Origin of the sequence: Aquitalea sp. FJL05, assembly GCF_003852595.1 — a bacterium.
GTDB lineage: Bacteria > Pseudomonadota > Gammaproteobacteria > Burkholderiales > Chromobacteriaceae > Aquitalea > Aquitalea aquatilis.
Genome location: NZ_QAJS01000006.1, coordinates 379,205 through 405,292, shown reverse-complemented (window position 1 = coordinate 405,292; position 26,088 = coordinate 379,205). Strand labels below are relative to the sequence as shown.

The window sequence follows — 26,088 nt, the reverse complement described above, 5'->3', positions numbered from 1 at the left end:
CCCGGTTCCGGCAGGTGCCGGGCGGCGTCATCTGTGTTTCATGCAGAGCCGTCACACTGCGCTTTACTGCCGCCGCCGGAGCCTGCATGTCTTCCTCTGCCATTCCCGTACGCCTCAATCTGCTCTTGCTGCTGCTGGCGCTGCGCTTGTGGCTGGTCGAACTGGTGGCAGTGCCGCTGGCGGTGGCCTGGTTTCATCCCGCTTACGGTCTGTTGCTGGTGGCGGCGGTACTGCTGATTCCGCTGCGCTGGCAGCTGTTGCACGAAGCCGTGCATGGGCTGCTGCTGCCTTCGGTGCGTTACAACCGGCTGGCCGGACGCCTGCTGGGCATCAGCCTGGGCATTCCCTTTGATGTATGGCGGCAGGCGCATCATCTGCATCACCGCTACAGCCGCAGTGCGGCCTGTCGGGTGGAGGTGTATGAGCCGGGCGAGGAGGCGGGCTGGCAGCGCCGGCTTTATCTGTGGCTGCGGCTGTGTGGTGCGGCCTATCTGATGGCGCTGGCCGGCAGCCTGCTGCTGCTGTTCTGCCCGGCCCTCGGACGCTGGCGCTGGCTGGCCGGGCGCGCACCCTTGCTGCCCTTGTTGCAGCGTCGTGTGTGGCGCAGCCCGCAGCGACACTGCGCGCGGTTGGATGCCCTGCTGGCCTGGCTGCTGCCCGGCCTGTCATTGCTGATCTACGGCGCGCACGACTGGATGCTGTGGCTGGCTTTGCTGGCGCGTGCGTTGTTGATCTCGCTGACCGATCACGTCTGCTTTGCCGGCCAGCCGCTGGGCGATGCGCGCCGTGCCGCCAATCTGGCGCTGCCGCGCTGGCTGGGCCTGTGTCTGCTCAACAGCCATTTGCGCGGTGTGCACCATCTGTGGCCACAGCTGTGCTGGCAGGCGCTGCCGCAGCGTTTCGTCTCTGCCCGGCTGGAGTGGGATGGCCGTTTCAGCCAGGCAATCTGCCTGCGCCAGTGGCGTGCCACTCCCGCCACCGGCCTGCCGGTAATACCCCGGCGCAAGGCAGGGACAGGTATAATGCCGGCTGATTCCATTACGCCAAGCTAGCAAGCCCATACCATCATGACCCAGCTCAAGAACGATACTTTCCTGCGCGCGCTCCTGAAGGAGCCGGTTGAATATACCCCCATCTGGATGATGCGCCAGGCTGGACGCTACCTGCCGGAATACCGCGCCACCCGCGCCCGCGCCGGCAGCTTCATGGGCTTGTGCACCAGCCCGGATTACGCCACCGAAGTCACCTTGCAGCCGCTGGAGCGTTTCCCGCTGGATGCAGCCATCCTGTTTTCCGACATCCTCACCGTGCCGGACGCCATGGGGCTGGGCCTGTACTTCGCCGAAGGCGAAGGCCCCAAGTTCGAGCGCCCGCTGCGCGATGAAAGCGCCATCCGCGCCCTGAGCGTGCCGGCGCTGGACAAGCTGCAATACGTGTTTGATGCCGTCTCCAGCATCCGCAAGGCACTGGACGGCCGCGTGCCGCTGATCGGCTTTTCCGGCAGCCCCTTCACCCTGGCCTGCTACATGATCGAAGGCGGCGGCTCGGATGATTTCCGCAACGTCAAAGCCATGCTGTACAGCCGTCCGGAATTGCTGCATCACATTCTGGCCGTCAACGCCCAGACCGTGACCGATTACCTGAATGCCCAGATCGATGCCGGCGCGCAAGCCGTGCAGATTTTCGACACCTGGGGCGGCGCGCTCAGTCATGCGGCCTATAAGGAATTCTCGCTGGCCTATATGCAGCGCATCGTGGCCGGTCTCAAGCGCGAGGCCGATGGCCGCCGCGTGCCGGTCATTGTGTTCACCAAGAACGGTGGCCAGTGGCTGGAAGAGATTGCCGCCATCGGTGCCGACTGCGTAGGCCTGGACTGGACCACCGATATCGGTCTGGCCCGTGCCCGTGTCGGCGACAAAGTCGCCCTGCAAGGCAATTTCGACCCGAACGCGCTGTTTGGCTCGCCGGCAGCCATCGAAGCCGAGGCTGCACGTATCCTGGCGGCCTATGGACAGGGTTCCGGCCATGTCTTCAATCTGGGTCACGGCATCTCCCAGCATGCCGACCCCGAGCACGCCGCCGCCCTGGTAGCGGCCGTGCATCGTCTGTCCCGTCCCTTCCACCAGTAAGTGTGCATAGGCCGGGGCTGCGCCCTGGCCTGTTGGCATTTGCAAGTACGGCCTGATCAATTCCCGCTTTGTTGCAAAGGTATTTCTCAAAACAGTCTGATTTATCAGCTGTTTCATCCATTGCGGGGTGTGGGGTATCGCCCCAGCCGGGACGGACTTTCTGCAGTATGTGCAGCCTTTTTTGCCCTGCTGATCAAAGGGGTGTTGACAGCATTGCCCGGTGGTGTTCTCAGAGTTATTCACACTGGGAACTGTAGCTGTGCAGACTTGTCAAGCCCACTGGGCAATATTAGTGCTGCGCTTTTAAGTAATTGAAAAATAAGCACTTATTCTTCTGATTAATTTTTGTGCAATCTAATGGAAATGCTGATTTAATAGCCTTTCCCCGGCCAGTAAACGAGTTGTTCACAAAGATATCCACAGCTTCTGTGCATAGATCGCGCAAAGCCTTGTCGGAATTGGGTTTGATGTAAAAGGGAAAATTGCCGTGGGTCTTCAGAGAGTTCAGGTGGTGGTCGATCTGCCCCTATTTGGCGCATTTACCTACCTGTCTCATTTTGCAGTCAGCCCCGGTCAGCGGGTGGCTGTTCCCTTTGGTAATCGCCTGTTGTGTGGCGTGGTTGTCACTGGCATACCCCCCGAGGGTTTGCTCGACAGCCAGCTCAAACAGCTGGAGCAGGTATTTGACAGCCTGCCCCCCTTGTCGGCCGACTTCCTCGCGCTGGCCGAATTCGCCGCCGCTTACTATCACTTTCCCCTGGGTCAGACCCTGTTCACCGCCCTGCCCACCGGGCTGCGCGAGGCGCGCGACATCACCCCGCCGGACGAGCGCCCGTATGGCCTGACTGAGGCGGGCCTCGCCGCGATGCCGGCCGCGCGGCAGCGGGCGCGGCTAGCCTTGTGGCAGGCCTTGGGCGATGGCCCGCTCAGCCAGCCCCAGGCGCGGCAGATCACGCCGCAGGCTGGCAAGATCCTGGCCGACTGGCTGGCCGCAGGCCTGGTACAGCGGCTGGAGCCGGAAATCCAGCCGCTAGAGCTGGGCCCCAGTCCGCAGTTGAATGCCGACCAGCAGGCGGCACTGGATGCCTTGAGCTGTGAGCCGGCTGGTTTCCAGGCCTGGCTGCTGCATGGCATTACCGGCAGTGGCAAGACCGAAGTCTATCTGCAGCGCATTGCGCTCTGCCTGGCACAGCGGCAGCAGGTGCTGGTGCTGGTGCCGGAAATCAACCTGACCCCGCAACTGATCGAGCGCTTCCTGCAGCGCTTTCCCGCCAGTCGCATTGCCGTACAGCACAGCCAGTTAGCCGAGGGAGAGCGCCTGCGCAACTGGCTGGATGCCTGGCAGGGGCGGGCCGACATCATCATCGGCACCCGGCTGTCGGTGTTCACCCCCATGCCACGGCTGGGCATGATCGTGGTGGATGAAGAACATGACGGCTCCTTCAAGCAGCAGGACGGCCTGCGCTACCATGCGCGTGACCTGGCGATCTGGCGTGCGCGCCGTGCCGGCATTCCCATCGTGCTGGGCAGCGCCACGCCCAGCCTGGAAACCGTGGCCAATGTCGAGGCTGGCCGCTACCGCCAGCTCAAGCTCAATCAGCGCGCCCACGGGGCTGCGCGCTTGCCGACGGTGCGGCTGGTGGATACCCGTCGCGCCAAGCTGGTCGAGGGATTGTCCGATCCGGTGATCAAGGCGCTAGCGGCGCGGTTGGAGCGCCAGGAAATGAGCCTGGTGTTCATCAACCGCCGTGGCTTTGCCCCGGTGCTAGCTTGTACGGATTGCGGCTGGACCAGCGGTTGTCCGCGCTGCTCCACCCGGCTGGTACTGCATCTGCTGGAGCGCAAGCTGCGCTGCCATCATTGCGGCTGGGAGGAGAACGTCCCGCATGCCTGCCCGGAATGTGGCGCACCGGATATCAAGCCGCTGGGCGAGGGCACGCAAAGGCTGGAGTCGGCACTGGGCCGGCTGTTTCCGGAGGCCCGCATCCTGCGCATCGACCGCGACACCACCCAGCGCAAGCAGGCCTGGGACGAGATTTACCGCAAGGTCCATGCCGGCGAGGTCGACATGCTGGTCGGCACCCAGATGCTGGCCAAGGGGCATGACTTTGGCACCTTGTCGCTGGTGACGGTGCTCAATGCTGACGGCGGGCTGTACTCGGCCGATTATCGTGCTTCCGAGCGGCTGTTTGCCCAGCTCACCCAGGTGGCCGGCCGCGCCGGCCGGGCCGATGCACCGGGTGAAGTGCTGGTGCAGACGCAGTGGCCGGAGCACCCGCTGTATCAGGCCCTGGTGGCGCATGATTTCGACGGTTTTGCCGCCAGCTTGCTGCAGGAACGCCGCCAGGCGGCTTTCCCGCCCTCGGTCTATCAGGCCCTGTTGCGCGCCGATGCCCCGGAGCTTGCCAGTGCTACGGCCTTTCTCACCCACGTCCGCCAGCAGATGCAGGCACTGGCGGCCGAGGTGCTGATATCCGGCCCGGCCCCGGCGCTGATGGTGCGGCTGGCCAATCGCGAACGGGCGCAACTGGTGCTGGAGTCGGCCAATCGTCAGGCCCTGCACCGTTTTCTTGATCAACTGCCCCCGCTGCTGGATGCCCAGGCGCGCCAGCACGGCCGTGGCTTGCGCTGGTCGCTCGATATCGACCCGCAGGAGATGTAATGAAGTCAGTCATACACGCATTCGCCCTGATCTTGCTCACCAGTACGGCGGGTGCCGCCACGCTGGACCTGCACGGGCTGAAGCCGGATGAAGTCGCCATCTGGGCGGCACCGGTCGAGGGCGGTACCGAACTGGCCAGCCTGCGCGCCGATGCGGCGGTTAATCCAGCCTCCACCATGAAGTTAGTGACCAGCTGGACCGCACTCAACCGCCTCAAGCCCGGCTACCGCTGGACTACGCGGCTGGTGTCGGCGGCTCCGCTGGAAAACGGCGTATTGAAGGGCGACCTGGTCTGGGTGGGGGCGGGCGATCCACGCTTTAGTACCGCCAATCTGCAAGAGCTGCTGCGTGGCCTGCGCCAGCGTGGCGTGCAGCGTATCGATGGCCGGCTGCTGCTGGACAAGAGCGCTTTCAGCAGCATAGGCACGGCGGAAAATTTCGGTGGTGACGAGGGCAAGTCGTTTACGGTTGAGCCGGATACCCATCTCACCGGCCTGAAAGTGGCCTGGTTGCGTTTTTTCAATGACGCCAATGGCGCACGGGTGGTGCTGGACCCGCCGCTGGCCGGTGTCAGTGTGCAGGCCAAGTTGAGCAGTGCCGGTGGCAGCGCCAGTTGCCCGGACGTCAGGCAATGGGTGCAAATCCGCCAGCAAGCCGGGCAGATCGAGGTCAGCGGCAAGCTGCCGGCTGCCTGCGATGGCAGTCAGGCCTATGTGAATGTGCTGGAGCACAATGACTTTGCCGCCCAGTCGTTTGCCGTGCTGTGGGCCGAGCTTGGGGGCAGCGGCCCGCAGAGCGTGGCGATTGCACCGGCACCGGCAGGGGCGCGCACACTGGCGCAATTCCAGTCCGAGCCGCTGACCGTGGCGCTGGCCGATATCAACAAATACAGCAACAACACCATGGCACGCACCGTCTATCTGACACTGGGGCGGGAAGAAGGGGGGAGCGATACCCCGGCCGCCGCCCAGCGCGCGGTACGCCGCTTGCTGGCCGAGCAGCATATTTCCGACGAAGCGCTGGTGCTGGAAAACGGCTGCGGCCTGTCGCGGCGCGAGCGGGTGTCGGCCCGTTTGCTCGGCCAGGTACTGCTGAATGCCGCGCGTGGCCCCTATGGTGGCGAGCTGCTGGCCAGTCTGCCGCTGGCCAGCGAGGACGGCACGCTCAAACGGCGCTTTGCCAGCATCGGCCCGCGGCTGCGCATGAAAACCGGCACGCTGAAGGACGTCAAGGCGCTGGCCGGTTACTGGCAGGCTGCCGACGGGCGACGGCTGGCCATCGTGGCCATCATCAACAGCCCGCGTGCGCTGGCGATGGGGCCGGCACTGGACGGCATCGTGGCGGATCTGATCCACCGCTTCGACCGCAGCGCACCGGATAGCAGCCAGCTGCCAGCCGCAGAAGCTATAATGCAGCCCTGAATCCCACCACGCATTAAACAGGTTTTGTCATGAAACACGTCACCATGTATACCACCGCAGTCTGCCCCTACTGCATCCGCGCCAAGCAAGTGCTGGCCAGCAAGGGCGTGACCGGCATTGAAGAAATCCGCATTGATCTGGACGATGCGGCACGCGATCACATGATGAGCAGCACCGGCCGGCGCACCGTGCCACAAATCTTCATCGGCGACACCCATGTCGGCGGCTGCGACGATCTGGTGGCTCTGAACCAGGCCGGCAAGCTGGACGTGCTGCTGGCTGATTGACCGCCATCAAGCAAGCACGGAGTCGCCTGCTGCCATGGCCCATTCCCGCTGGGCCGCACTGGCCGCACACCGTGCTTTCATGCGATGATGCAAACCTGATTTTCCTTTGCAACCGGCCGCCCGGGGCGGCCATCAGCGAGACTGAGACATGAGCGAGCAACAAGAGCTGCAACCGGTATTCTCCATCGAAAAAATCTACGTAAAAGATCTGTCCCTGGAAGTGCCGAATGCACCGCAGGTCTATCTGGAAGCGGCCCAGCCGGAAATCGACATGCAGCTGGCCAGCGAAGGCAAGCAGATTGATGACGGCTTCTATGAAGTGGCGCTGACCGTGACCGTGACCGCCAAGCTGCCGGAAAAAACCATGTTCCTGTGCGAAGTGACCGAAGCCGGTATCTTCCGCATCGAAAACGTGCCGGTCGAAGACATCGAACCCATTCTTGGCGTGGCCTGCCCGAACATCCTGTTCCCCTATGCCCGTGAGACTGTTTCCAATCTGGTGAACCGCGCTGGCTTCCCGCCGGTACTGCTGTCGCCGATCAACTTCGAAGCGCTGTACATGCAGCAGCGCGCCCAGCAAGCCGAAGCCGGCAACGCCTGATGCTGCGCCGCCTCGTCGCCGCTGCTGCCGTGCTGGCCGGGCTGTATGCCCTGCCGGCGCAGGCGCTGGAATTCCGTTCGGTCAAGGAAACCGGTGTGGCGCTGTACGAGGCGCCCACATTGAGTGCCAAAAAGCTGTTCGTGGTCAGCCGCTATTATCCGGTGGAAGTGTTGTCCAGCCAGAAAGAGTGGTCGCGCGTGCGTGACGCCACTGGCGGCATCGCCTGGATTCCGCTGGCGGCACTGTCCGGCCAGCGCTGGTTGCTGGTGACGGCCGACCAGACCGTGGTGCGCGCCACGGCCTCTGCCGATGGCCAACCCGTGTTCAGCGTGGCCCGCGATGGCGTGCTGCAATGGCAGGAAGCGCCCAAGGATGGCTGGGTCAAGGTCAAGCACCGCGACGGCAGCAGCGGCTTTGCCCGTATCACCGATCTGTGGGGCCTGTAAATGAAACTGGCCATTCTGGGGAGTGGGGCATGGGGTAGCGCCTTGGCGCTGGCTTTTGCCCGTCATCATGATGTCAGCCTGTGGGGGCGCGATGCCGCCCAGATGTCCGACATGGCGGCCGAGCGTGTCAACCGCCGCTATCTGCCGGACTGTCCCTTTCCCGACAGCATCACGCTGACCGCGGAATTGCCACGTGCCATCCACGGCGCCGAGCTGATCCTTATCGTCACCCCCATCGTTGGCCTGCGGCCTACCTTGCGGGCGTTGACGGCACTGTCTTCCGCGCTGCCGCCCATCCTGTGGGCGTGCAAGGGCTTCGAAACCGGCTCCAGCCTGCTGCCGCATCAGGTGGTGGCCGAAGAGTTGCCGACTGATCACCCCTGTGGCGTATTGTCCGGCCCCAGTTTCGCCCGTGAAGTGGCGGAAGGCCTGCCGGCCGCAGTAACCATTGCCGCGGATGACGGCGAGTTTGCCCGGCGCATTGCGCGTGAGCTGCACAGCCCGCTGCTGCGGCTGTATGCCAATGATGATCTGGTGGGTGTTGAAGTGGGTGGCGCGGTCAAGAATGTGATGGCCATTGCCACTGGCGTAGCCGATGGGCTGGGTTTTGGCATGAATGCCCGCGCCGCGCTCATTACCCGTGGTCTGGCGGAAATCACCCGTCTGGCCAGTGCGCTGGGTGCCAGCCAGCAGACCATGATGGGCTTGTCCGGCATGGGCGATCTCATTCTCACCTGCACCGGCGCGCTGTCGCGCAATCGTCAGGTGGGGCTGAAGCTGGCCGAAGGCAAATCGCTGGAGATCATTCTGGCCGAGCTGGGCCATGTGGCTGAAGGCGTGAGCACCGCTCGCGAAGTGCTGACCATGGCGGAAAGACTGGAAGTGGAAATGCCAATTACCGCAGCCGTGTGCGGCCTGCTGTATCAGGGCAATGATCCGCATCGGGTGGTGGAAGGGCTGCTGAGCCGCGCACCCAAGTCCGAAGGTGGCGGTGCACTGGATTGATGCTTGCCGTGTACCAATGAAAAAGCCTCCATGATGGAGGCTTTTTTCATGCTTCATGCCCTGGCAGTGATGGGGGCTGCTTCAGGCTGAGAGCGAATAACAAGAGCGTAGCGTCCCTGGGGCAAGGCACCGACGCAGACTGTACCAGCAGTACGGCCAGCAGGCGCAAGGCCGCAACAGGGTTTTTGTCAGCGGCTGTTAGTGCGTGCGCTGGTTCTCACGCAGGCTCTGTGCATCCCAGTAGGCATTGATGTTCTGGATGCGCTGCTGCTCGGCGGCCGGAAGTTTGGCGAAGTCATTCTTGATGGTTTGCTGCTCGGCCTGCCAGGCGCTTACCGTGGCTGCTGCCGGCGGGTTGTTCTCGGTGTCATGGGCAAAAGCGGCGCTGCTGGTGATCAGGGTAATCAGGGCGATGGCTAGGGTTTTCATACTGTTTTCCTTGCTGATGAGATTGTGTGTCTGCTGTGTTCTACAGCTTGGGGACAGTATATTTTTAGTAATCAGTTCAATAAATACCTATTATTTAAACCATTTATTTACTATTGGTGTTTAATAAGACGAAACTTTGGCCGGTGCGCATAGTCGACACCGGCCTGTCATGTCACAGCCCCAGTACGTGGTCCTGCTGTTGACTCAGGCTGGGCTGCTACTGTCGTCGCTTCCTGCTGTCCTGTCAGGATGGTCAGCGGGCGGCTCTGCCAGCTGCAGCCGTGTGGCAATGTCGTGCTGCTTGAAACGGCCGTTGCTATGGCACAACCGCTCCGCGTACAGAATGACATTGTCGCTGTCGGCGATCAGGATGGCCGGGGCGGTATAGCCGCTCAGTGGGTAGCCGCTCGCCAGCACCCCGTATTGCTTGTGAAAGTCCCGACCACGCAGGGTGGAGAGCAGGGTGACGCCAGGCAGGCCGTGCTCGTGCCGGCTGCGCAGCAGGGAAGAGGGCGAATCCACACACACCACGATCGGTTGCAGGGCTGGCCAGTTTTCGAGAAAGCGACGGGTGTCCCGCAGCAGCGCCAGGCCGCCGTGTTCGTCTTCATCCAGCGACAGCAGGGTCAGAATGACCTTGGGCTGGCCGGCAAAAGCCTCCAGCGCAATATCGCGTTTGTGTTCGTCCACCAGCATGAAGCTGGGCAGATAGCTGTCCGGCAGCGGGAACTCGCCGCTCACCGGAATGGCCTCGTCGCCATACTGCAGTATGAAATCGTGCATGCGCTGCCTCCTTATCCTTTAATGCTGGACCGCACAGAGCCAAATACAAGGCCGATTCGACATTCTGTTGACGGGCAGACGCAAAAAAAGCGGCCGAAGCCGCTTGGTGTGGGGTGTGTGCCGCTCAGGGATAGAACCAGTACAGGCTGTATCCCATGGCGCGCACCTTGCCGGCATCCAGCCGCATGGTGACTTTCACCTCGCTGTTGGCATTGAAGCGCTGCAGCTTGAAGTCGTCAGCCTTGAGGTATTCCTTGGGCGAGAACACCTTGCGGATCAGCACCTGATCGTCGGCATCCTTCAGCGAAACTTCCAGCATCGGGTAGTTCTGCGCAAAGGCGGCGTGGTTCTTCAGGGTGGCGGACAGCTGGATCAGGTTGGCATGCTCCGGCACGAAGGCCAGCTCCGACCATTCGGTGCGGATCTGGGCGATATCGGTGGGCCAGGGCACGTTGCAGCCAGCAATATGGCAGAAGGCTTCCAGTGCCGGACGCGCTTCCGGTACTTCGGCAGCAATGCGGGTGCGATTGAAGTAAACCAGCTGGCCGGCCAACAGTACGCTGCCGATGATGGCCAGCAATACCATGACGGTAGTCAGCAGCGGATTGCGCCGGTGCGGCTCGCTGCTTTCTTCGTCGGCTTCACCCAGATCGCCATAGGGATGCGGCGGGCGGGCTGGCGGTGCCGGGATTTCAGCCAGTTCGGTGCTGGTCGCGGCGGCGGGCGGCGGAACATCGTCGGCCTGCTCACCACGGCGGCGTTTGTTGCCAAACACGTCGGGCAGGGGGGCAGCCTGCTCTGGCTCATCCAGCTCGGCCGCATAGTTCTGGCTGGGCGTCGGGCTGGTTTTGCGGGTTTGCAAGGCTTCGGCCAGCGCACGCTGGAACTCTTCGGCCTCGCGGCTGCTGCCGCTGTCGGGCGGCTGCATGGTATTGGCAGGGGCGAGCGCGGGGGCCGGCTCCAGATCGAAATCGTCGGCAGTGGCCGGGCTGACTGCGGTCTGTGGGTCGAAGTCGGGCAGTTCCAGCTCGAAATCGTCCATCGGATCGGCAGGCGGCTGCGCGCGGGGCGCGGCAGCAGCGGGCGGCGTGGCCGGCACGGGCTGCGGTGCTGCTGGCGGTGTCAGTACCGGCGGCGTGTCGGTACTGACAAAATGCTCGGTGGCGTTGAATACATGCGAACAGCGCCCGCAGCGGACGAGTCCGTTGGCGGCAGATAACTGCTTGTCGTTAACCTTGAAACGGGTCTGGCAACTGGGGCACTGTGTCGTATAGCTCATACGCTTGGGCGTCGGGTTCCTGTCAATCGTGTCCAACCCTCGTCGAACACGGGCGTATCCATGGTGAACCACTGCGCATAAATGGCAGACAGTTCATCAGCCTGTTCGGCAAGAATACCGGAAAGAACGATTCTACCACCGGTTTTTACATGGCTTGCCAGCAGCTGGCCAAGCATGCGCAGCGGGTTGGCCAGAATATTGGCCAGCACGACATCATACTGCGCGGCCGGATTGGCATCCGGCAGGCAGAAGGTGGCGGTCACGTTGTTCTGGTCGGCATTGTCGCGACTGGAACGCACCGCCTGGGCATCGATATCCACCCCCAGCGCCGAGCCTGCGCCCAGCTTGAGGGCGGCAATGGCCAGAATGCCGGAGCCGCAGCCGTAATCCAGCACGCTTTCATTGCCCTCTATATGCGCATCCAGCCACTGCAGGCAAAGCCGCGTGGTGGGATGGCTGCCGGTGCCGAAAGCCAGGCCCGGGTCCAGCTGCAGGTTGATGGCGTCCGGCGACGGAGCATCGTGCCAAGTGGGGGTGATCCACAGGCGGTCCGAGATGCGGATGGGCTCGAACTGGGATTGCGTCAGGCGCACCCAGTCCTGCTCTTCCACGCGTTCGGTCTTGTACGCCGGCATGGCCAGCTTGCAGGCGGTGCAGGCGGCGGCGATCAGCAGCGCGACGTCGGCATCTTCGGCAAACAGGGTGATGATGCGGCTGTGATTCCACAGCTTGTCCACCGGCATGCCGGGTTCGCCGAAGATGGGCTGTTCCAGCTCGGTGCCGGCCAGCGCATCTTCAATGGCGGTCGACAGCGCGCCGGCGTCCATCAGGGCATCGGCCAGGCGTTCTGCCACGGCCGAATCAGTGTCGATGGTGGCTTGTAGCCAAGCCATTATGCCTCTCCCTTTTTCATCTGCGACAGGCGCTCTTCCAGATAGTGAATACTGGTGCTGCCGCGCTGGAAGGCGGCATCCATGAACAATTCCTGATGCAGCTGGATATTGGTCTTGATGCCGGAGATGGAGATTTCCGACAGCGCCACGCGCATGCGGGCCATGGCCTGTTCGCGGGTGTCACCGTAGGAAATCAGCTTGCCTACCATGGAGTCGTAGTGCGACGGCACGGTATAGCCCTGGTAGATGTGCGAATCGATGCGAATACCAGGACCACCGGCCGGATGATAGCTTTCGATCTTGCCCGGCGAGGGTACGAAGGTAAACGGATCTTCCGCGTTGATGCGGCATTCCATGGCATGGCCACGCAGGATGATGTCGCTTTGCTTGTAGCGCAGCTTTTCGCCGGCAGCAATGCGGATCTGTTCCTGCACGATGTCCACGCCGGTAATCATCTCGGTCACCGGGTGTTCTACCTGCACGCGGGTGTTCATTTCAATGAAGTAGAACTCGCCGTTTTCGAACAGGAATTCAAAGGTACCGGCCCCACGGTAGCCGATGCGGCTGCACGCTTCGGCGCAGGCGGTGCCGATGCGCTGACGCTGCTCGTCGGTAATGCCCGGTGCCGGTGCTTCTTCGATGATTTTCTGGTGGCGGCGCTGCATGGAGCAGTCGCGTTCGCCCAGATAGATGGCATTGCCGTATTCGTCGGCCAGAATCTGGATTTCGATATGGCGCGGCTGCTGCAGGTATTTCTCCATGTAGACAGTCGGGTTGCCGAATGCCGCACCGGCTTCGGTGCGGGTCATCTGTACCGAGTTGATCAGCGCGCCTTCGGTATGCACCACGCGCATGCCACGGCCACCGCCGCCACCGGCGGCCTTGATGATGACCGGGAAGCCGATTTTCTTGGCGATCTTGACGATCTCGGCCGGATCATCCGGCAAAGCGCCAGCCGAGCCGGGTACGCAAGGCACGCCGGCAGCAATCATCGCGTCCTTGGCCGACACCTTGTCGCCCATCAGGCGAATGGTGTCCGGGCGCGGGCCGATGAAGACAAAGCCGGATTGTTCCACGCGTTCGGCAAAGTCGGCGTTTTCCGACAGGAAGCCGTAACCGGGGTGGATGGCCTGGGCGTCGGTCACTTCTGCAGCGGCGATCAGCGCCGGCACGTTCAGATAGCTCTTGGTCGACGGGGCCGGGCCAATGCAGACCGACTCGTCGGCCAGCTTGACGTATTTGGCTTCGCGGTCGGCTTCGGAATGCACGACCACGGTCTTGATGCCCATTTCGCGGCAGGCGCGCTGGATGCGCAGGGCGATTTCGCCGCGGTTCGCAATCAGGATTTTTTCAAACATGGTAGGGACGTCCGTAGAGTGGCGCGTCAAACGACAAGGGCACAGACGCTGTGTCTCGTGCCCTGTCATCTCTGGCGTCTATTAGCGAGGCAGAGAAGAATTACTCGATGATGAACAGCGGCTCGCCGTATTCCACCGGCTGGCCGTCTTCGGCCAGTGCGGCCTTCACCACGCCGGAACGGTCGGCTTCGATTTCGTTCATCAGCTTCATGGCTTCGATGATGCACAGGGTATCACCGACATTCACACTCTGGCCTACTTCCACGAAAGGCTTGGAACCCGGGCTGGCCGAGCGGTAGAAGGTGCCGACCATCGGCGACTTCAGCGCATTGGCGTTGTTGGCCGGGGCCGGGGCTTCTGCTGCGGCTACCGGAGCGGCGGCCGGTGCCATTTGCTGTTGCATCGGCATCTGCATCATCGGCTGGGCGTAGGCGATCTGGGTGTTGGCCGATACGCGGGTGATGCGGACTTTCTCTTCCCCTTCGGTCACCTCGAGTTCGGCAATGCCGGATTCTTCGACGAGATCGATCAGTTTCTTCAGTTTACGCAGATCCATGGTAATCCTTCGGATGGGATGTACTTTATTATGCTCAGGCTTGCGCGGACAAACGCCGGATGGCGTGCGCAAGTGCCAGCTCATAGCCCTGCGCGCCCAGGCCGCAGATCACGCCGACCGCCAGATCGGAAAAATACGAATGCTGGCGGAAGGGTTCACGGGCGTGGACGTTGGACAGGTGTACTTCTATGAATGGCACCTTCACCCCCGAAATGGCGTCACGCAGGGCAACGCTGGTGTGGGTAAAGGCCGCTGGATTGATGATGATGAACGACGTTCCGTCTGTCATGCAGGCGTGGACGCGATCAATCAAGAGGTGTTCGGCGTTGCTTTGCAGCGCCTCAAGCTCGAAACCGGCGGCGCTGGCCTGTTCGGTCAGCCGCTGGTTGATGGAGGCAAGCGTATCCCGGCCATAGTGCTGTGGTTCCCGTGTCCCGAGCAGATTGAGGTTGGGGCCGTGCAGCACGAGGATTTTTCCGGTCAAAGCTTTGCTCCTGAGTTCAACATGGGCGCGAGTTTGCCGCAATTAGCGACACGATGTCTAGCTTTTCGAGTATTTCAAACGGTTGTTTGATGGTTGGCGGATGCTGCGGATTTGGCCGGAAAGCCCGCCATTTCGAGCGAATGCACTACAGTGAACCGCATTTTAAACGGTGGCAAATTTTTTACAGTTTCTTGCGCCGCACTCTTGATCAAGCTCAAATTCGGCGCTTGGCCGAACAAGTCCGTGCCGGGGCTGGCTGGCGCGGGTATAATTTGCCGGTTTTGATTCGAGCTTCACGCCATGCTGCTGTCTGATTTCGATTACCACCTGCCAGAACACCTGATTGCCCAGCATCCGCCCGCCGTGCGCGGTGCCAGCCGTTTGCTGCATGTTGCCGGCACTTCCCTGACCGACGGGCAGTTTGCCGATTTTGCCAGCCAGCTCAAGGCCGGTGATGTGATGGTGTTCAACGATACCCGCGTCATCAAGGCCAGACTGTTTGGCGAAAAGGCCAGTGGCGGCAAGATAGAGGCGCTGGTAGAGCGCGTGCTGGATGCCCACACCGTACTGGCCCATGTCCGCTCTTCCAAGTCACCCAAGCCCGGCACGCGGCTGATTTTTGCCGAACGCTGGGAAGCGGAAATGGTCGAGCGCGACGATGCCCTGTTCAAGCTGCGCTTTCTGGCCGAAGACAATGTGTTCGATATCCTGGAGGCTTCCGGCAAGCTGCCGCTGCCTCCCTATATAGAGAGAAGCGCCGAAGGCGACGACGACGAGCGCTACCAGACCGTCTACGCCCGCGAGCAGGGCGCGGTGGCAGCACCGACTGCCGGCCTGCACTTTACCGAAGCGATGCTGGCGGCCTTGCAGGCCAAAGGTGTGGAACTGGCCTATGTCACCCTGCATGTGGGGGCAGGCACCTTCCAGCCGGTGCGGGTGGAAAACATCGCCGAGCACAAGATGCACAGCGAAATCTACGAAGTGCCGCAGCGCACCTTTGAGCTGATCCAGTCAGCGCGTGCGCGGGGCAACCAGGTGCTGGCGGTGGGCACCACCAGCATGCGCGCACTGGAATCTGCCGCGCGCAGTGGCGAGCTGGTGGCTGGCCGTGGCGAGACCGACATCTTCATCACGCCGGGTTACCGCTTCCGCGTGGTGGATCGCTTGCTGACCAATTTCCATCTGCCCAAGTCCACCTTGCTGATGCTGGTCTCGGCTTTTGCCGGCTACCCGGAAATGCGTGCTGCCTACGCCCATGCGGTGGAGCAGCAATACCGTTTCTTCAGCTATGGCGATGCCATGCTGCTGGAACGCAAGGACGAGCAGGGCTAAGCGCCCATCTTTGAAAACGACGAGGCAGACATGGCAGGAATCAGTCCCAATAGTGCCCAGGTGCAGGAAATCACCCTGCATGCCGTTTCGCGTACGCTGGAAATCAGCTTTGATGATGGTGAGCGCTTCCAGCTGCCGGCCGAATACCTGCGGGTGTATTCGCCCTCTGCCGAAGTGCGTGGCCACGGTGCCGGTCAGGAAGTGCTGCAGGTGGGCAAGCGCCAGGTGGCGATCACCGCGCTGGAGCCGGTAGGCCACTACGCCCTGAAGATTACCTTTGATGATGGCCACGACAGCGGCCTCTATAGCTGGTCTTACCTTTACGAGCTGGGTGCGCAGCAAGCGGCATACTGGCAGGATTATCTGAATCGCCTCGCCGCCGCTGGCGCGAGCAGGGAGTGAATATGGATCAAGAAACGCATTTTGGCTTCAAGACGGTGGCCGAGAGTGAAAAGGCCGGCAAGGTAGCCGATGTTTTCCATTCGGTGGCCAAGAAGTACGACGTGATGAACGACCTGATGTCCGGTGGCCTGCATCGCGTATGGAAGCATTTCACCCTGACCACCTCCGGCGTCAAGCCCGGCGACAAGGTGCTGGATATCGCCGGTGGCACTGGCGACCTGGCACGTGGCTGGTCCAAGCGCGTGGGCAAGAAGGGCGAAGTGTGGCTCACCGACATCAACAGCTCCATGCTGACCGTGGGCCGCGACCGCCTGCTGGACGAGGGCCTGATTCTGCCGGTATCGCTGGCGGATGCAGAAAAACTGCCGTTCCCGGACAACTACTTTGATGCGGTGTCGGTAGCTTTTGGCCTGCGCAACATGACGCACAAGGATGCCGCACTGAAGGAAATGTGCCGCGTGCTCAAACCGGGCGGCAAGCTGATGGTGCTGGAGTTTTCCAAGGTATGGAAACCGCTGTCGCCCATCTATGACTTCTATTCCTTCAAGGCGCTGCCGGTGATGGGCAAGATGGTGGCTGGCGATGCCGACAGCTACCAGTATCTGGCCGAATCCATCCGCATGCATCCGGATCAGGAAACCCTGAAGGCCATGATGCTGGAAGCCGGCTTCGGCAAGGTGGACTATCACAATATGACGGGTGGTGTGGTGGCGCTGCACAAGGGCTACAAACTCTAAAGCCCCTGTGCCGGGTCTGCCGGTGAAAGCATGACAAGGAGATTCCATGGACGGCATCACCAATCTGTGGGCCTTCATGGCGGCAGGCTTGTTGCTTAACCTGACGCCCGGCCCGGACACTTTTTACATCCTGGGTCGCAGCACGGCACAGGGCAGTCGTGTCGGCCTGCTGTCGGCGCTGGGCATAGGCCTGGGTAGTCTGGGACACACCCTGCTGGCCGCCTTTGGCTTGTCGGCGCTGCTGGCGACATCGGCCATGGCCTTTCTGGCGGTCAAGCTGCTGGGGGCGGGCTATCTGCTGTGGCTGGGCGTGAAGATGCTGCGTCGTCCTGGCAGCAGCGTGGCGGGTGATGCTGCCCGGTTGGAAGCCGCGCGGCCAGCCAAGATCCTGCGCGAGGCCTTCCTCACCAATCTGTTCAATCCCAAGGTGGCGCTGTTTTTTCTGGCCTTCCTGCCGCAGTTTGTCAAACCGGGTGCCACCGCCGTGTCCTTTGTGATTCTGGGCCTCAGCTTTGTTGCCACCGGCTTTGCCTGGTGTGCGGCATTGGCCTTGCTGTCGGCCCGGCTGGGCGACTGGCTGCGGCGCAAGGGTGTAGCGCAGCGGCTGGACCAGCTGTGTGGCGGCCTGTTTATCCTGCTGGGTATCAATCTGTTGTTTGCCCGGCTGAAACACTGAAACCGGGCTGCTTGTTTGTGGAGCATTGCTGATGCGTATCCAGATTGCCGTATTCAATCATCTGCTGAACCAGCAGCCCGCCGTGCGCGCCGAGCTGGCGGCCCATGCCGGCCGCCGTGTTGGCATCGCCCTGGCTCCGCTCACCGTGCGTGGGGTGATTACCGATGATGGCTGGCTGGCTGCCTGTGAGGGCGAGCCTGAGGCCGTCATCCGCTTGCAGCATGCCGCTGCGCTGGCGGCGGTGAGCGGTCGTGACCCGGCGCTGAGCGATGTCAGCCTGGAAGGCGACGCCGAGCTGGCTGCGGCCATTGGCCGTCTGATTGCGCGTCTGCGCTGGGATGCCGGCGAAGATCTGTCGCGGGTCATGGGCGATGTGGCGGCCAACCGTTTGCAGCGCGTGGCACGGGCCTCGCTGGGCTTCAAGGGTGAAATTGCCTGGCGCTTGCTGGAAAACTGGGTAGAGCACCTGCGCGAAGAAGCACCCATGCTGGCCAGCCGGCAAGCCGTGGGCAGCTATCTGCGTGCGGTGGACAGCTTGCGCGATGATGTGGCGCGTAGCGAAAAAAGACTGGCGCGGCTGGAAGCGGTGCTGGTGAAACCAAAGGAATAAGGGCTAGCCCGGTCATTATGCGGATTTCGCGTTTTTTCAAGATTGTTTCCACGCTTTACCGTTATGGTCTGGATGATTTTTTCGAAGGTCATTCGCGCCTGGGTTTTGTCCACACGCTGCTGAAGCTGTGTCCGCTGCCGCGTGATGTCAGCGCCCCCTTGCCAGAACGGGTGAGGCTGGCACTGGAAGGGCTGGGGCCGATTTTCGTCAAGTTCGGCCAGGTACTGTCCACCCGGCGCGATCTGCTGCCGCCCGACTATGCCGATGCGCTGGCCCAGTTGCAGGACCGGGTGGCCCCGTTTGACGGCGCGCTGGCGCGGCAGGTGATCGAACAGAGCTTTGGCCAGCCGGTAGAGAATTTGTTTGTGGATTTTGAGATCACCCCGGTGGCCAGTGCCTCGGTGGCGCAGGTGCACAAGGCCTGGCTCAAGCAGCCGGATGGCAGCCGCGGCCGCGAGGTGGCGGTCAAGGTATTGCGCCCCGGCATTCAGCCGGTGATCGAGCAGGATCTGGCCTTGATGTCCACGCTGGCCCGCTGGGTGGAGCGTTTCTTTATCGACGGCAAACGGCTGAAGCCGCGCGAGGTGGTGGCCGAGTTCGACAAGTATCTGCACGACGAACTGGACATGATGCACGAGGCAGCCAATGCCTCGCAGCTGCGGCGCAACTTCACCGGCTCGGACATGCTGATCGTGCCGGAAGTGTTTTACGACTACACCAACCGCAATGTGCTGACGCTGGAGTGGATGCACGGCACGCCGGTAGGGCAGATCGAGCGCCTGCGCGAGCAGGGTGTGGACTTGAGCAAGCTGTCGCGCTTCGGGGTGGAAATCTTCTTTACCCAGGTGTTCCGCCATGGTTTTTTCCATGCCGACATGCACCCGGGCAATATCTTCGTGGCGGAAGATGGCCGCTATATCGCGCTGGATTTCGGCATCGTCGGTAGCCTCACTGATGAAGACAAGCATTATCTGGCGGTGAATTTCCTCGCCTTCTTCAATCGCGATTACCACCGCGTGGCCACCGCGCATATCGAATCCGGCTGGGTGCCGAAAACCACCCGCGCCGAGGAGCTGGAAGCCGCAGTACGCACGGTGTGCGAGCCCATCTTTGAAAAACCCTTGTCGGAGATTTCCTTCGGCCTGGTGCTGCTGCGCCTGTTTGAAACCAGCCGCCGTTTCAATGTGGAAATCCAGCCGCAGTTGGTCCTGCTGCAAAAAACCCTGCTCAATATCGAGGGACTGGGACGCCAGCTGGACCCCAACCTGGATTTGTGGGTGACCGCCAAGCCCTTCCTTACCAAGTGGATGAACGAGCAGATGGGCTGGCGCGGCATGCTGCGCACCCTCAAGCAGGAGGCTCCGCAATGGGCCACCACCCTGCCTACGCTGCCGCGCAAGCTGAATGAGGCGCTGTCTGCCGCCAAGAGCGACCTGCTGGTGGAGGGGTATATCCAGCTGATGCGCGAACAGAAGCGGCAGAATTTCCTGCTGGCGCTGATTGCCATTCTGCTGACGGCCTTGTTGGCGAAGTCCTTGTTGTAATCTGTGGGATGGGGAAACAGAAAAGCACGCATCTGTCAGACAGACGCGTGCTTTTTCCATGGGCCTGTCCGGACTTTAGCCGGCGATGGCGTTTTCCCTGGGCTGAAGCGTTGCCGGCACATGCAGCGGCGCGGCGGTGCGCGAGCTGATGTCATGCAGGCTGACGCCCGGTGCCAGCTCCTGCAGATGCAGGCCGTCGACCTCCACCCGGATTACGCCCAGATCGGTAATGATCAGGCTGACCACGCCGACACCGGTCAAGGGCAGGGTGCAGCGTTCCAGCAGCTTGGCTTCTTCGCTGCCGTCCTTTTTCTTGGCGGTGTGCTCCATCAGCACCACCACCCGTCCCACGCCGGCCACCAGATCCATCGCCCCGCCCATGCCCTTGACCATCTTGCCCGGAATCATCCAGTTGGCCAGATCGCCGCTCTGGCTGACCTGCATGGCGCCCAGAATGGCCAGATTGATCTTGCCGCCACGGATCATGCCGAAGGAGTCGGCCGAGCTGAAGATGGCCGAACCGGGCAGGGTGGTGATGGTCTGCTTGCCGGCGTTGATCAGGTCGGCGTCCACTTGCTCTGCCGTCGGAAACGGGCCGATGCCCAGCAGGCCGTTTTCTGATTGCAGCCATACTTCCATGCCGGCTGGCACATGGTTGGCCACCAGTGTGGGCAGGCCAATGCCCAGGTTCACATAAAAGCCGTCCTGCAATTCCTGTGCCGCACGGGCGGCCATTTGTTCTCGGGTCCAGGCCATGTTCAAGCCTCCGCCAAAGCTGCGCTGCGCACGGTGCGCTGCTCGATGCGTTTTTCGGGATGGGGGTTCAGCACCAGTCGCTGCACAAAGATACCGGGGGGGTGGATGGCATCCGGGTCCAGCATGCCGTTTTCCACGATTTCTTCCACTTCGGCCACGGTGATGCGCCCGGCCATGGCGACATTGGGATTGAAATTGCGGGCGGTGCGGCGATAGATCAGGTTGCCGGCGCGGTCGGCCTTCCAGGCCTTGACCAGCGCCACATCGGCGCACAGGGCCTGTTCCAGGATATGCGGCTGGCCGTTGAAGTCGCGCACTTCCTTGCCTGCGGCCACCAGCGTGCCGTAGCCGGTGCGGGTGAAGAAGGCCGGAATGCCGCTGCCGCCGGCACGCAGTTTTTCCGCCAGCGTGCCTTGCGGGGTGAATTCCAGCTCCAGCTCGCCACTCAGGTACTGGCGTTCGAATTCCTTGTTCTCCCCCACGTAGGAAGCAATCATCTTGCGAATCTGTCGGGTGTTGAGCAGCTGGCCCAGGCCAAAGCCGTCCACGCCGGCATTATTGGAAATGGCGGTGAGATTGCACACGCCGCTGTCGCGCAGTGCGGCGATCAGCGCTTCGGGAATGCCGCACAGGCCGAAGCCGCCCACGGCAATGGTCTGGCCATCGGCCACGATGTCGGCCAGGGCGCTGGCCGCATCCGGGTAAAGCTTGTTCATTGGTTTTCCTTGCTTGCTTTACTGGGCAGTCCAGCCGCCGTCCATGGCCCAGGCAGCACCGCGTACTTCATCGGCCGCCGGGCTGCACAGGAACACCGCCAGCGCACCCAGCTGCTGCGGCGTGACAAACTGGCCGGAGGGTTGCTTCTCGGCCAGCAGCGCTTGCTGGGCCTGTTGCGGGCTGCTGCCCTGCTGCGCGGCGCGGTCGGCAATCTGCTGTGCCACCAGCGGGGTGAGCACCCAGCCCGGACAAATGGCATTGCAGGTGACGGGGCTGTGGGCGGTTTCCAGCGCCACGGTTTTGGTGAGGCCCAGCACGCCGTGTTTGGCTGCCACATAGGCGGATTTGCCGCTGGAGGCCACCAGGCCGTGGGTGGAGGCGATATTGATGATGCGGCCCCAGCCGCGCTCGCGCATGGCCGGCAGCAGCAGACGGGTGGTGTGGAACACCGCACTCAGATTGATGGCCAGCACCTTGTCCCATTGCGCCGGGGGAAAGTCTTCTATCCGGGCCACATGCTGGATGCCGGCGTTGTTGACCAGAATGTCCACACCGCCGCACTCTGCAGTGGCGAAATCGCACAGCGCGTCAATCTGGGCCGGGTCGGACAAATCTGCCGGATGATGCCAGGCCTGCACGCCCAGTGCCTGTATCTGTGCCAGGGCGGCTGCCACATCGCCAAAGCCGTTGAGCACGATATTGGCCCCGGCTTCGGCCAGTGCTTGGGCAATGCCCAGGCCGATGCCGCTGGTGGAGCCGGTGACCAGCGCGGTTTTTCCTGCCAGTGAAGTCATGATGGATATCCTGTCAGGCCCCGCCGGCTGGCAGAGCCTGAACGCTATAGAGAATTAAACGAGGCCGGTGAGGTAGAACACGCTGATGACGAAGAACACCGCCAGCGTCTTGATCAGGGTGACCGCGAAGATGTCGCGGTAAGCCTCGCGGTGGGTGAGGCCGGTGACTGCCAGCAGGGTGATCACCGCGCCGTTATGCGGCAGGGTGTCCATGCCGCCACTGGCCATGGCCACTACGCGGTGCAGCACTTCCAGCGGAATGCCGGCCGCCTGGCAGGCGCTGATGAACTGTTCGCCCATGGCGGCCAGCGCGATGCTCATGCCGCCGGAAGCCGAACCGGTCACCCCGGCCAGGGTGCTGACCGTGACGGCGGCATTGACCAGCGGATTGGGAATGTTCTGCAAGGCATGCGCAATCACCATGAAGCCAGGCAGGGCGGCAATCACCGCGCCAAAACCGTATTCCGAGGCGGTGTTCATCGCCGCCAGCATGGCTCCGGCGATGGCACCCTTGCTGCCCTCGGCAAATTTCTCGCGGATGGCCGGCCAGGCGCTGAGGGCAACGAAGGCAATGCCCAGCAGCAGGGCGGCTTCTACCGACCAGATGGCGGTGACGGTGGAGATCTGCGTGGTGACTGGTTTACTCATGCCGGCCAGTTTCAGCTCATGGCTGACCCCATACCAGGCGGGAATCCAGCGGGTGAAGGCAAAGTTGCTGATGCCGATCAACAGCAAGGGGGCCATGGCCAGCCAGGGCGAGGGCAGGTTGCTGGTGTCGATGTGTTCCGGCTCGTTGTGCAAATCGGTGCCATAGCCTTCGCCCTTGGCCATCAGGCTGCGACGGCGCCATTCCAGATAAGCCAGCCCGACGAGGGTGATGAACAGCGCGCCAACCACACCCAGTACCGGGGCCGCCCAGGCCGTGGTCTTGAAAAAAGTGGTGGGGATGATGTTCTGGATCTGCGGCGTACCCGGCAGCGAATCCATGGTGAAGGAGAAGGCCCCCAGTGCCACCGTGCCGGGAATCAGCCGCTTGGGAATATTGCTCTGGCGGAACATCTCGGCGGCAAAGGGATAGACGGCGAATACCACTACGAATAGCGAAACCCCGCCGTAAGTCAGCAGCGCGCATACCGCTACGATGACGGCGATGGCGCGTTTCTCGCCGATAAAGCGGATGACGGCAGCAACAATCGACTTGGAAAAGCCGGACAGCTCCACCAGCTTGCCGAACACCGAACCCAGCAGGAATACCGGAAAGTACAGTTTGACGAAGCCCACCATCTTGTCCATGAACAGCCCGCTGAAGGCAGGTGCCACGGCAGAGGGTTCGGTTAGCAGGACGGCGCCCAATGCCGCCAGTGGTGCCATCAGAATGACGCTGTAGCCGCGATAGGCCGCCAGCATCAGGAAGAACAGTGCCAGTAAAACCACGATAAAACTCATGGTGCATCTCCTCTATTGTTGTGTGGCCCACTGCGGGGCCCTTGTGTGGACCTGGCGCATGGCCCTGTCCCTGAACGGGATAACAGCAGGAAGCGTGCCTGAATTGGATATTCAATTAAATCAATAGCTTGCTGTGAATTGTGCTGGCGGTGAGGGCTTGCTGTCTCTGTTTGGAGACGCTATGGCGGCTTAGGACAGTGGCAGGGCCGCTAGTGGCGGGGGGAGCGCGGCCCGTCTCGCTTGGTAGACGCTGTCTCTGTTTCGAGACGAGGCCGGATGTCCTGCCGCTGACTGGGCTTGTGCTGGCGGCTAGGGCAGGGTGCGGATGCCCAGCGCGGCCAGCTTCTTGTATAGGGTGGCGCGGCCCATGCCCAGCTGGCGGGCGGCGGTTGGCACATGGCCGGCGGCGGCGGCCAGCGCTTGGCGTAGCAGTTGCGCCTCGAAGCGCGCCATCTGCTGCTGGTAATCGCCACCATCCTGCTGCGCGGCAGGCATGGGGCCCAGCAGGCTGTTGATGTCGGCTTCGTCCAGCATGCCGCCCTGGCTGAGCATGCTGGCCCGCTCCAGAATATTGCGCAGCTCACGCACATTGCCCGGCCAGTGATAGGCAGCCAGCCGCTGCATGGCTGCCAGCGTCAACTGGCAGCGCCCCATGTGGCCGCGCTGCGCCAGTTGCAGCAGCAGCGATTCGCACAGCGCAGGCAAATCCTGCAGATGGGCACGCAGCGGCGGCAGCTGGATGGTCAGCACATTCAGCCGGTAGTAGAGGTCGGCGCGGAAGCTGCCGGCTGCCACCTTTTCTTCCAGCCGGGCCGAGGTGGCGGCAATGATGCGGATATCCGCCCGCAGCACGCGGTTGGAGCCCAGCTGTTCGAATTCCTTGTCCTGCAATACCCGCAGCAGCTTGGCTTGCAGTGCGGCCGGCATGTCGCCGATTTCATCCAGAAACAGCGTGCCGCCATCAGCCAGTTGCAGCTTGCCGCTGCGGCCTTTCTTGTCTGCCCCGGTATAGGCACCGGCGCTGGCACCGAACAGCTCGGCTTCCAGCAGGGTATCGGGAATGGCCGCCATGTTCAGGCTGACCAGCGGCTTGCCTGCCCGTGGCGAGGCGGCGTGAATGGCATGGGCCAGCACTTCCTTGCCGGTGCCGGTTTCACCCAGCAGCAGCACTGCACCTTCCAGCGGTGCTGCCAGCCGCGCCTGGCGCTTGACCTCGCTGATCAGCGGGCTGTCGCCGACAAAATGTTCGAAGCTGTATTTGGCGCGGCGTGCCTGGGCCAGCGATTCACGGGTGGCGGCCAGCTCCTCGGCCAAACGGGTGAATTTGGCCACCAGCGGTGCCAGCGACTGGATCTTGTCGAACAGGGCAAAGCCGACCGCGCCAACGGTACGCCCGGTGGCATCTTTCAAGGGGAGGCGGGTGACCACCAGCTGGTCGCCGCCGGTGGGCATGATGTCCAGCAGCATGGGTTCGCCGGTGCGCAGCACTTCGCGCATCTGGCTATTGGGAATGACGCTTTCCACCGGCTGGCCCAGCGTGCTCTGCGGGTCGGCAAAGCCAAAACGCCCGGCATAGCGGGCATTGATCCAGATGATGCGGGCCTGCTCATCCACGATCACCGTTCCCTGGTAAATATCATCCATATGCTGGAACAGCGACTGCATCGCCCATTGCCGGACGTGATCATAATCTGCCAGTTCGGTAGCGGAGTGGGGCACGGTCTGTCCTTGGGCGACGTGGATGAGGCAGATTACCACGCAGCTTGGGCGCATCGCCAAGCAGCTTGGCATGCTTGCAATATTATATGAAAATATATAATATAAATCATGCAAAAACGCCGAGGAGCATTCCATGAGTCATGACTACACCGCATTGGCCCGCGATCTGGGCAGCAAGCTGGCGGAATTCCGCCGTGAAATACCCGAAACCATGAAAGGCTTCGGCCAGATGAGCCGCGCCGCCCATGCCGATGGCGCGCTGTCCAACAAGACCAAGGAGCTGATCGCGCTGGCCATCGGCATCGCCAACCGTTGTCAGGGCTGTCTGGCCTTCCACAGCAAGGCGCTGGTGGAGCTGGGCTGCAGCCGCGCCGAATTCATGGAAATGCTGCAAGTGGCGGTGTACATGGGCGGCGGCCCGTCGCTGATGACCGCGGCCGAGGCGCTGCAGGCTTTTGAAGAGTTTGGCGGCGAGAAACCGGCGGCCGCCTGACCTGGCAGCGCAAGCCCATGCCCCAATAGCCAAGCCCCGCCTGATGCGGGGCTTTGTCATGGCGGCCTTGTTGTGTCAAATCGCCAGAATGGCGGCCACCACGCGGCGGTCTTCCGCCATCAGGATGTTGAAGGTGCGGCAGGCCGCCTGGGTATCCATCACGTCCACACCGATGCCGGCGTTGACCAGCGCGGCCATCAGGCGCGGGTGGAAAAAGCGCAGGCTGGCGCCGGAACCGAACAGCACCAGCTCAGGTTGCAAATCCAGCAGCATGTTGAAATGTGACTCTGCCAGGCTGGAAAAGTCATCCACACCCCAGGCCTGTACGCTGTCCGGCGTCACGATCAGGTTGCCATCGTGACGTTCGGCATTGATCAGCACATGGCCTTCGCCATAGCCGGTAAACAGGTTTCTGCCCTGTCCCAGGGCCTGATGCATTTTCATGGGCTCGCTTTCCTGCAAGGGTAATGGTGGTGCTGGCGTCGGGTGTTGCAGCACGGCAGCGCAAGCGCGCACTCCGTAATGCAGT

28 protein-coding genes are annotated in these 26,088 nt (G+C 62.3%); 15 read left to right on the top strand and 13 right to left on the bottom strand.

The genetic code is table 11. The annotated features are described in order from the left end of the window. Positions 1 to 86 precede the first annotated feature (86 nt). The 8 genes from DBR44_RS06735 (at position 87) to DBR44_RS06700 (ending at position 8,551) form a co-directional block, all read left to right on the top strand. Complete coding sequence (locus DBR44_RS06735; protein ID WP_124643239.1) at positions 87 to 1,052, top strand: fatty acid desaturase; 966 nt, start codon at positions 87 to 89, stop codon at positions 1,050 to 1,052. Between the two features lie 15 nt (positions 1,053 to 1,067). Then, a complete protein-coding gene (hemE, locus tag DBR44_RS06730) occupies positions 1,068 to 2,129 on the top strand; it encodes a uroporphyrinogen decarboxylase (protein WP_124643237.1) in 1,062 nt (353 codons plus the stop codon). A gap of 487 nt (positions 2,130 to 2,616) precedes the next feature. Further along, positions 2,617 to 4,791, top strand: coding sequence for a primosomal protein N' (locus tag DBR44_RS06725; RefSeq protein WP_124643235.1), 2,175 nt, complete (start codon positions 2,617 to 2,619; stop codon positions 4,789 to 4,791). After that, entirely contained in the window at positions 4,791 to 6,212 is a 1,422-nt protein-coding gene (gene dacB, locus DBR44_RS06720) for a D-alanyl-D-alanine carboxypeptidase/D-alanyl-D-alanine-endopeptidase (protein WP_124643232.1), read from the top strand. The genes DBR44_RS06725 and dacB overlap by 1 nt, the downstream gene beginning before the upstream one ends. Before the next feature lie 29 nt (positions 6,213 to 6,241). Further along, a complete protein-coding gene (gene grxC, locus DBR44_RS06715; protein WP_124643230.1) occupies positions 6,242 to 6,499 on the top strand; it encodes a glutaredoxin 3 in 258 nt (85 codons plus the stop codon). A 148-nt stretch (positions 6,500 to 6,647) separates the two neighbouring features. After that, positions 6,648 to 7,100, top strand: a complete 453-nt coding sequence (gene secB, locus DBR44_RS06710; RefSeq protein ID WP_124643228.1) for a protein-export chaperone SecB — start codon at positions 6,648 to 6,650, stop codon at positions 7,098 to 7,100. Further along, positions 7,100 to 7,546, top strand: a complete 447-nt coding sequence (locus tag DBR44_RS06705; RefSeq protein WP_124643226.1) for an SH3 domain-containing protein — start codon at positions 7,100 to 7,102, stop codon at positions 7,544 to 7,546. Before secB ends, DBR44_RS06705 begins: the two co-directional genes overlap by 1 nt. Beyond that, positions 7,547 to 8,551, top strand: a complete 1,005-nt coding sequence (locus tag DBR44_RS06700; protein ID WP_124643224.1) for an NAD(P)H-dependent glycerol-3-phosphate dehydrogenase — start codon at positions 7,547 to 7,549, stop codon at positions 8,549 to 8,551. It begins immediately after the preceding gene. A 198-nt stretch (positions 8,552 to 8,749) separates the two neighbouring features. Here the strand turns inward: DBR44_RS06700 and DBR44_RS06695 are convergent, their stop codons facing one another. The 7 genes from DBR44_RS06695 to aroQ form a co-directional block, all read right to left on the bottom strand. After that, a complete protein-coding gene (locus DBR44_RS06695; RefSeq protein ID WP_124643222.1) occupies positions 8,750 to 8,980 on the bottom strand; it encodes a hypothetical protein in 231 nt (76 codons plus the stop codon). 204 nt (positions 8,981 to 9,184) lie between these two features. Beyond that, the gene (locus DBR44_RS06690; RefSeq protein ID WP_199730983.1) at positions 9,185 to 9,763 is read right to left on the bottom strand and encodes a thiol peroxidase; all 579 of its coding nucleotides are present in this window, start codon (positions 9,761 to 9,763) and stop codon (positions 9,185 to 9,187) included. 124 nt (positions 9,764 to 9,887) lie between these two features. Continuing rightward, positions 9,888 to 11,042, bottom strand: a complete 1,155-nt coding sequence (locus DBR44_RS06685; RefSeq protein WP_124643220.1) for a DUF3426 domain-containing protein — start codon at positions 11,040 to 11,042, stop codon at positions 9,888 to 9,890. Further along, on the bottom strand, positions 11,039 to 11,935 hold the full coding sequence (prmA, locus tag DBR44_RS06680) for a 50S ribosomal protein L11 methyltransferase (RefSeq protein WP_124643218.1): 897 nt from the start codon (positions 11,933 to 11,935) through the stop codon (positions 11,039 to 11,041). The genes DBR44_RS06685 and prmA overlap by 4 nt, the downstream gene beginning before the upstream one ends. After that, the gene (gene accC / locus DBR44_RS06675) at positions 11,935 to 13,293 is read right to left on the bottom strand and encodes an acetyl-CoA carboxylase biotin carboxylase subunit (RefSeq protein ID WP_124643216.1); all 1,359 of its coding nucleotides are present in this window, start codon (positions 13,291 to 13,293) and stop codon (positions 11,935 to 11,937) included. The genes prmA and accC overlap by 1 nt, the downstream gene beginning before the upstream one ends. A gap of 100 nt (positions 13,294 to 13,393) precedes the next feature. Beyond that, positions 13,394 to 13,849 carry an acetyl-CoA carboxylase biotin carboxyl carrier protein gene (gene accB, locus DBR44_RS06670; protein ID WP_124643214.1) on the bottom strand — a complete coding sequence of 152 codons (456 nt, stop codon included), beginning with the start codon at positions 13,847 to 13,849 and terminating at the stop codon, positions 13,394 to 13,396. Positions 13,850 to 13,883: 34 nt separating this feature from the next. Further along, positions 13,884 to 14,333 carry a type II 3-dehydroquinate dehydratase gene (gene aroQ / locus DBR44_RS06665; protein WP_059287045.1) on the bottom strand — a complete coding sequence of 150 codons (450 nt, stop codon included), beginning with the start codon at positions 14,331 to 14,333 and terminating at the stop codon, positions 13,884 to 13,886. Between the two features lie 300 nt (positions 14,334 to 14,633). On the opposite strand from aroQ, the gene queA reads away from it, so the two are divergent. Genes queA through ubiB form a run of 6 tightly spaced genes read left to right on the top strand, consistent with a single transcriptional unit; the run spans position 14,634 to position 19,634 of the window. Continuing rightward, positions 14,634 to 15,665: a tRNA preQ1(34) S-adenosylmethionine ribosyltransferase-isomerase QueA gene (gene queA / locus DBR44_RS06660; protein ID WP_124643212.1), complete on the top strand. Its 1,032-nt coding sequence runs from the start codon at positions 14,634 to 14,636 to the stop codon at positions 15,663 to 15,665. Between the two features lie 30 nt (positions 15,666 to 15,695). Next, positions 15,696 to 16,067: a gamma-butyrobetaine hydroxylase-like domain-containing protein gene (locus tag DBR44_RS06655; protein ID WP_124643210.1), complete on the top strand. Its 372-nt coding sequence runs from the start codon at positions 15,696 to 15,698 to the stop codon at positions 16,065 to 16,067. Positions 16,068 to 16,069: 2 nt separating this feature from the next. Further along, positions 16,070 to 16,804, top strand: coding sequence for a bifunctional demethylmenaquinone methyltransferase/2-methoxy-6-polyprenyl-1,4-benzoquinol methylase UbiE (gene ubiE, locus DBR44_RS06650; protein ID WP_124643208.1), 735 nt, complete (start codon positions 16,070 to 16,072; stop codon positions 16,802 to 16,804). 46 nt (positions 16,805 to 16,850) lie between these two features. Beyond that, the gene (locus DBR44_RS06645; protein ID WP_124643206.1) at positions 16,851 to 17,480 is read left to right on the top strand and encodes a LysE family translocator; all 630 of its coding nucleotides are present in this window, start codon (positions 16,851 to 16,853) and stop codon (positions 17,478 to 17,480) included. Between the two features lie 31 nt (positions 17,481 to 17,511). Then, positions 17,512 to 18,090, top strand: coding sequence for an SCP2 domain-containing protein (locus tag DBR44_RS06640; protein WP_124643204.1), 579 nt, complete (start codon positions 17,512 to 17,514; stop codon positions 18,088 to 18,090). A gap of 17 nt (positions 18,091 to 18,107) precedes the next feature. Then, positions 18,108 to 19,634 carry a ubiquinone biosynthesis regulatory protein kinase UbiB gene (ubiB, locus tag DBR44_RS06635; protein WP_124643202.1) on the top strand — a complete coding sequence of 509 codons (1,527 nt, stop codon included), beginning with the start codon at positions 18,108 to 18,110 and terminating at the stop codon, positions 19,632 to 19,634. A gap of 75 nt (positions 19,635 to 19,709) precedes the next feature. Here ubiB and DBR44_RS06630 read toward each other — a convergent pair whose 3' ends face one another. The 5 genes from DBR44_RS06630 to DBR44_RS06610 form a co-directional block, all read right to left on the bottom strand. Next, positions 19,710 to 20,390: a 3-oxoacid CoA-transferase subunit B gene (locus DBR44_RS06630; protein ID WP_124643200.1), complete on the bottom strand. Its 681-nt coding sequence runs from the start codon at positions 20,388 to 20,390 to the stop codon at positions 19,710 to 19,712. Between the two features lie 2 nt (positions 20,391 to 20,392). Further along, positions 20,393 to 21,106, bottom strand: coding sequence for a CoA transferase subunit A (locus DBR44_RS06625; protein WP_124643198.1), 714 nt, complete (start codon positions 21,104 to 21,106; stop codon positions 20,393 to 20,395). A gap of 18 nt (positions 21,107 to 21,124) precedes the next feature. After that, positions 21,125 to 21,901, bottom strand: a complete 777-nt coding sequence (locus DBR44_RS06620; RefSeq protein WP_124643196.1) for a 3-hydroxybutyrate dehydrogenase — start codon at positions 21,899 to 21,901, stop codon at positions 21,125 to 21,127. Between the two features lie 54 nt (positions 21,902 to 21,955). After that, a complete protein-coding gene (locus tag DBR44_RS06615) occupies positions 21,956 to 23,347 on the bottom strand; it encodes a GntP family permease (RefSeq protein WP_124643194.1) in 1,392 nt (463 codons plus the stop codon). A 309-nt stretch (positions 23,348 to 23,656) separates the two neighbouring features. Further along, on the bottom strand, positions 23,657 to 25,066 hold the full coding sequence (locus DBR44_RS06610; protein ID WP_281279264.1) for a sigma-54-dependent Fis family transcriptional regulator: 1,410 nt from the start codon (positions 25,064 to 25,066) through the stop codon (positions 23,657 to 23,659). Between the two features lie 133 nt (positions 25,067 to 25,199). Here DBR44_RS06610 and DBR44_RS06605 point away from each other — a divergent pair, with 133 nt between their 5' ends. Continuing rightward, positions 25,200 to 25,559, top strand: a complete 360-nt coding sequence (locus DBR44_RS06605) for a carboxymuconolactone decarboxylase family protein (RefSeq protein WP_124643189.1) — start codon at positions 25,200 to 25,202, stop codon at positions 25,557 to 25,559. 75 nt (positions 25,560 to 25,634) lie between these two features. Here DBR44_RS06605 and DBR44_RS06600 read toward each other — a convergent pair whose 3' ends face one another. Next, positions 25,635 to 26,003, bottom strand: a complete 369-nt coding sequence (locus DBR44_RS06600; RefSeq protein WP_124643187.1) for an Mth938-like domain-containing protein — start codon at positions 26,001 to 26,003, stop codon at positions 25,635 to 25,637. Positions 26,004 to 26,088 lie beyond the last annotated feature (85 nt).

Bases quoted from the DNA above. Each gene is read 5' to 3' on its own strand.
- queA (WP_124643212.1), top strand. From the start codon at position 14,634: ATGCTGCTGTCTGATTTCGATTACCACCTGCCAGAACACCTGATTGCC.
- secB (WP_124643228.1), top strand. From the start codon at position 6,648: ATGAGCGAGCAACAAGAGCTGCAACCGGTATTCTCCATCGAAAAAATC.
- DBR44_RS06640 (WP_124643204.1), top strand. From the start codon at position 17,512: ATGCGTATCCAGATTGCCGTATTCAATCATCTGCTGAACCAGCAGCCC.
- dacB (WP_124643232.1), top strand. From the start codon at position 4,791: ATGAAGTCAGTCATACACGCATTCGCCCTGATCTTGCTCACCAGTACG.
- DBR44_RS06625 (WP_124643198.1), bottom strand. From the start codon at position 21,106: ATGAACAAGCTTTACCCGGATGCGGCCAGCGCCCTGGCCGACATCGTG.
- DBR44_RS06620 (WP_124643196.1), bottom strand. From the start codon at position 21,901: ATGACTTCACTGGCAGGAAAAACCGCGCTGGTCACCGGCTCCACCAGC.
- grxC (WP_124643230.1), top strand. From the start codon at position 6,242: ATGAAACACGTCACCATGTATACCACCGCAGTCTGCCCCTACTGCATC.
- DBR44_RS06700 (WP_124643224.1), top strand. From the start codon at position 7,547: ATGAAACTGGCCATTCTGGGGAGTGGGGCATGGGGTAGCGCCTTGGCG.
- DBR44_RS06645 (WP_124643206.1), top strand. From the start codon at position 16,851: ATGGACGGCATCACCAATCTGTGGGCCTTCATGGCGGCAGGCTTGTTG.
- ubiE (WP_124643208.1), top strand. From the start codon at position 16,070: ATGGATCAAGAAACGCATTTTGGCTTCAAGACGGTGGCCGAGAGTGAA.
- prmA (WP_124643218.1), bottom strand. From the start codon at position 11,935: ATGGCTTGGCTACAAGCCACCATCGACACTGATTCGGCCGTGGCAGAA.
- accB (WP_124643214.1), bottom strand. From the start codon at position 13,849: ATGGATCTGCGTAAACTGAAGAAACTGATCGATCTCGTCGAAGAATCC.
- hemE (WP_124643237.1), top strand. From the start codon at position 1,068: ATGACCCAGCTCAAGAACGATACTTTCCTGCGCGCGCTCCTGAAGGAG.
- DBR44_RS06690 (WP_199730983.1), bottom strand. From the start codon at position 9,763: ATGCACGATTTCATACTGCAGTATGGCGACGAGGCCATTCCGGTGAGC.
- DBR44_RS06735 (WP_124643239.1), top strand. From the start codon at position 87: ATGTCTTCCTCTGCCATTCCCGTACGCCTCAATCTGCTCTTGCTGCTG.
- DBR44_RS06705 (WP_124643226.1), top strand. From the start codon at position 7,100: ATGCTGCGCCGCCTCGTCGCCGCTGCTGCCGTGCTGGCCGGGCTGTAT.
- DBR44_RS06655 (WP_124643210.1), top strand. From the start codon at position 15,696: ATGGCAGGAATCAGTCCCAATAGTGCCCAGGTGCAGGAAATCACCCTG.
- DBR44_RS06615 (WP_124643194.1), bottom strand. From the start codon at position 23,347: ATGAGTTTTATCGTGGTTTTACTGGCACTGTTCTTCCTGATGCTGGCG.
- DBR44_RS06605 (WP_124643189.1), top strand. From the start codon at position 25,200: ATGAGTCATGACTACACCGCATTGGCCCGCGATCTGGGCAGCAAGCTG.
- accC (WP_124643216.1), bottom strand. From the start codon at position 13,293: ATGTTTGAAAAAATCCTGATTGCGAACCGCGGCGAAATCGCCCTGCGC.
- DBR44_RS06695 (WP_124643222.1), bottom strand. From the start codon at position 8,980: ATGAAAACCCTAGCCATCGCCCTGATTACCCTGATCACCAGCAGCGCC.
- DBR44_RS06630 (WP_124643200.1), bottom strand. From the start codon at position 20,390: ATGGCCTGGACCCGAGAACAAATGGCCGCCCGTGCGGCACAGGAATTG.
- ubiB (WP_124643202.1), top strand. From the start codon at position 18,108: ATGCGGATTTCGCGTTTTTTCAAGATTGTTTCCACGCTTTACCGTTAT.
- DBR44_RS06600 (WP_124643187.1), bottom strand. From the start codon at position 26,003: ATGAAAATGCATCAGGCCCTGGGACAGGGCAGAAACCTGTTTACCGGC.
- DBR44_RS06685 (WP_124643220.1), bottom strand. From the start codon at position 11,042: ATGAGCTATACGACACAGTGCCCCAGTTGCCAGACCCGTTTCAAGGTT.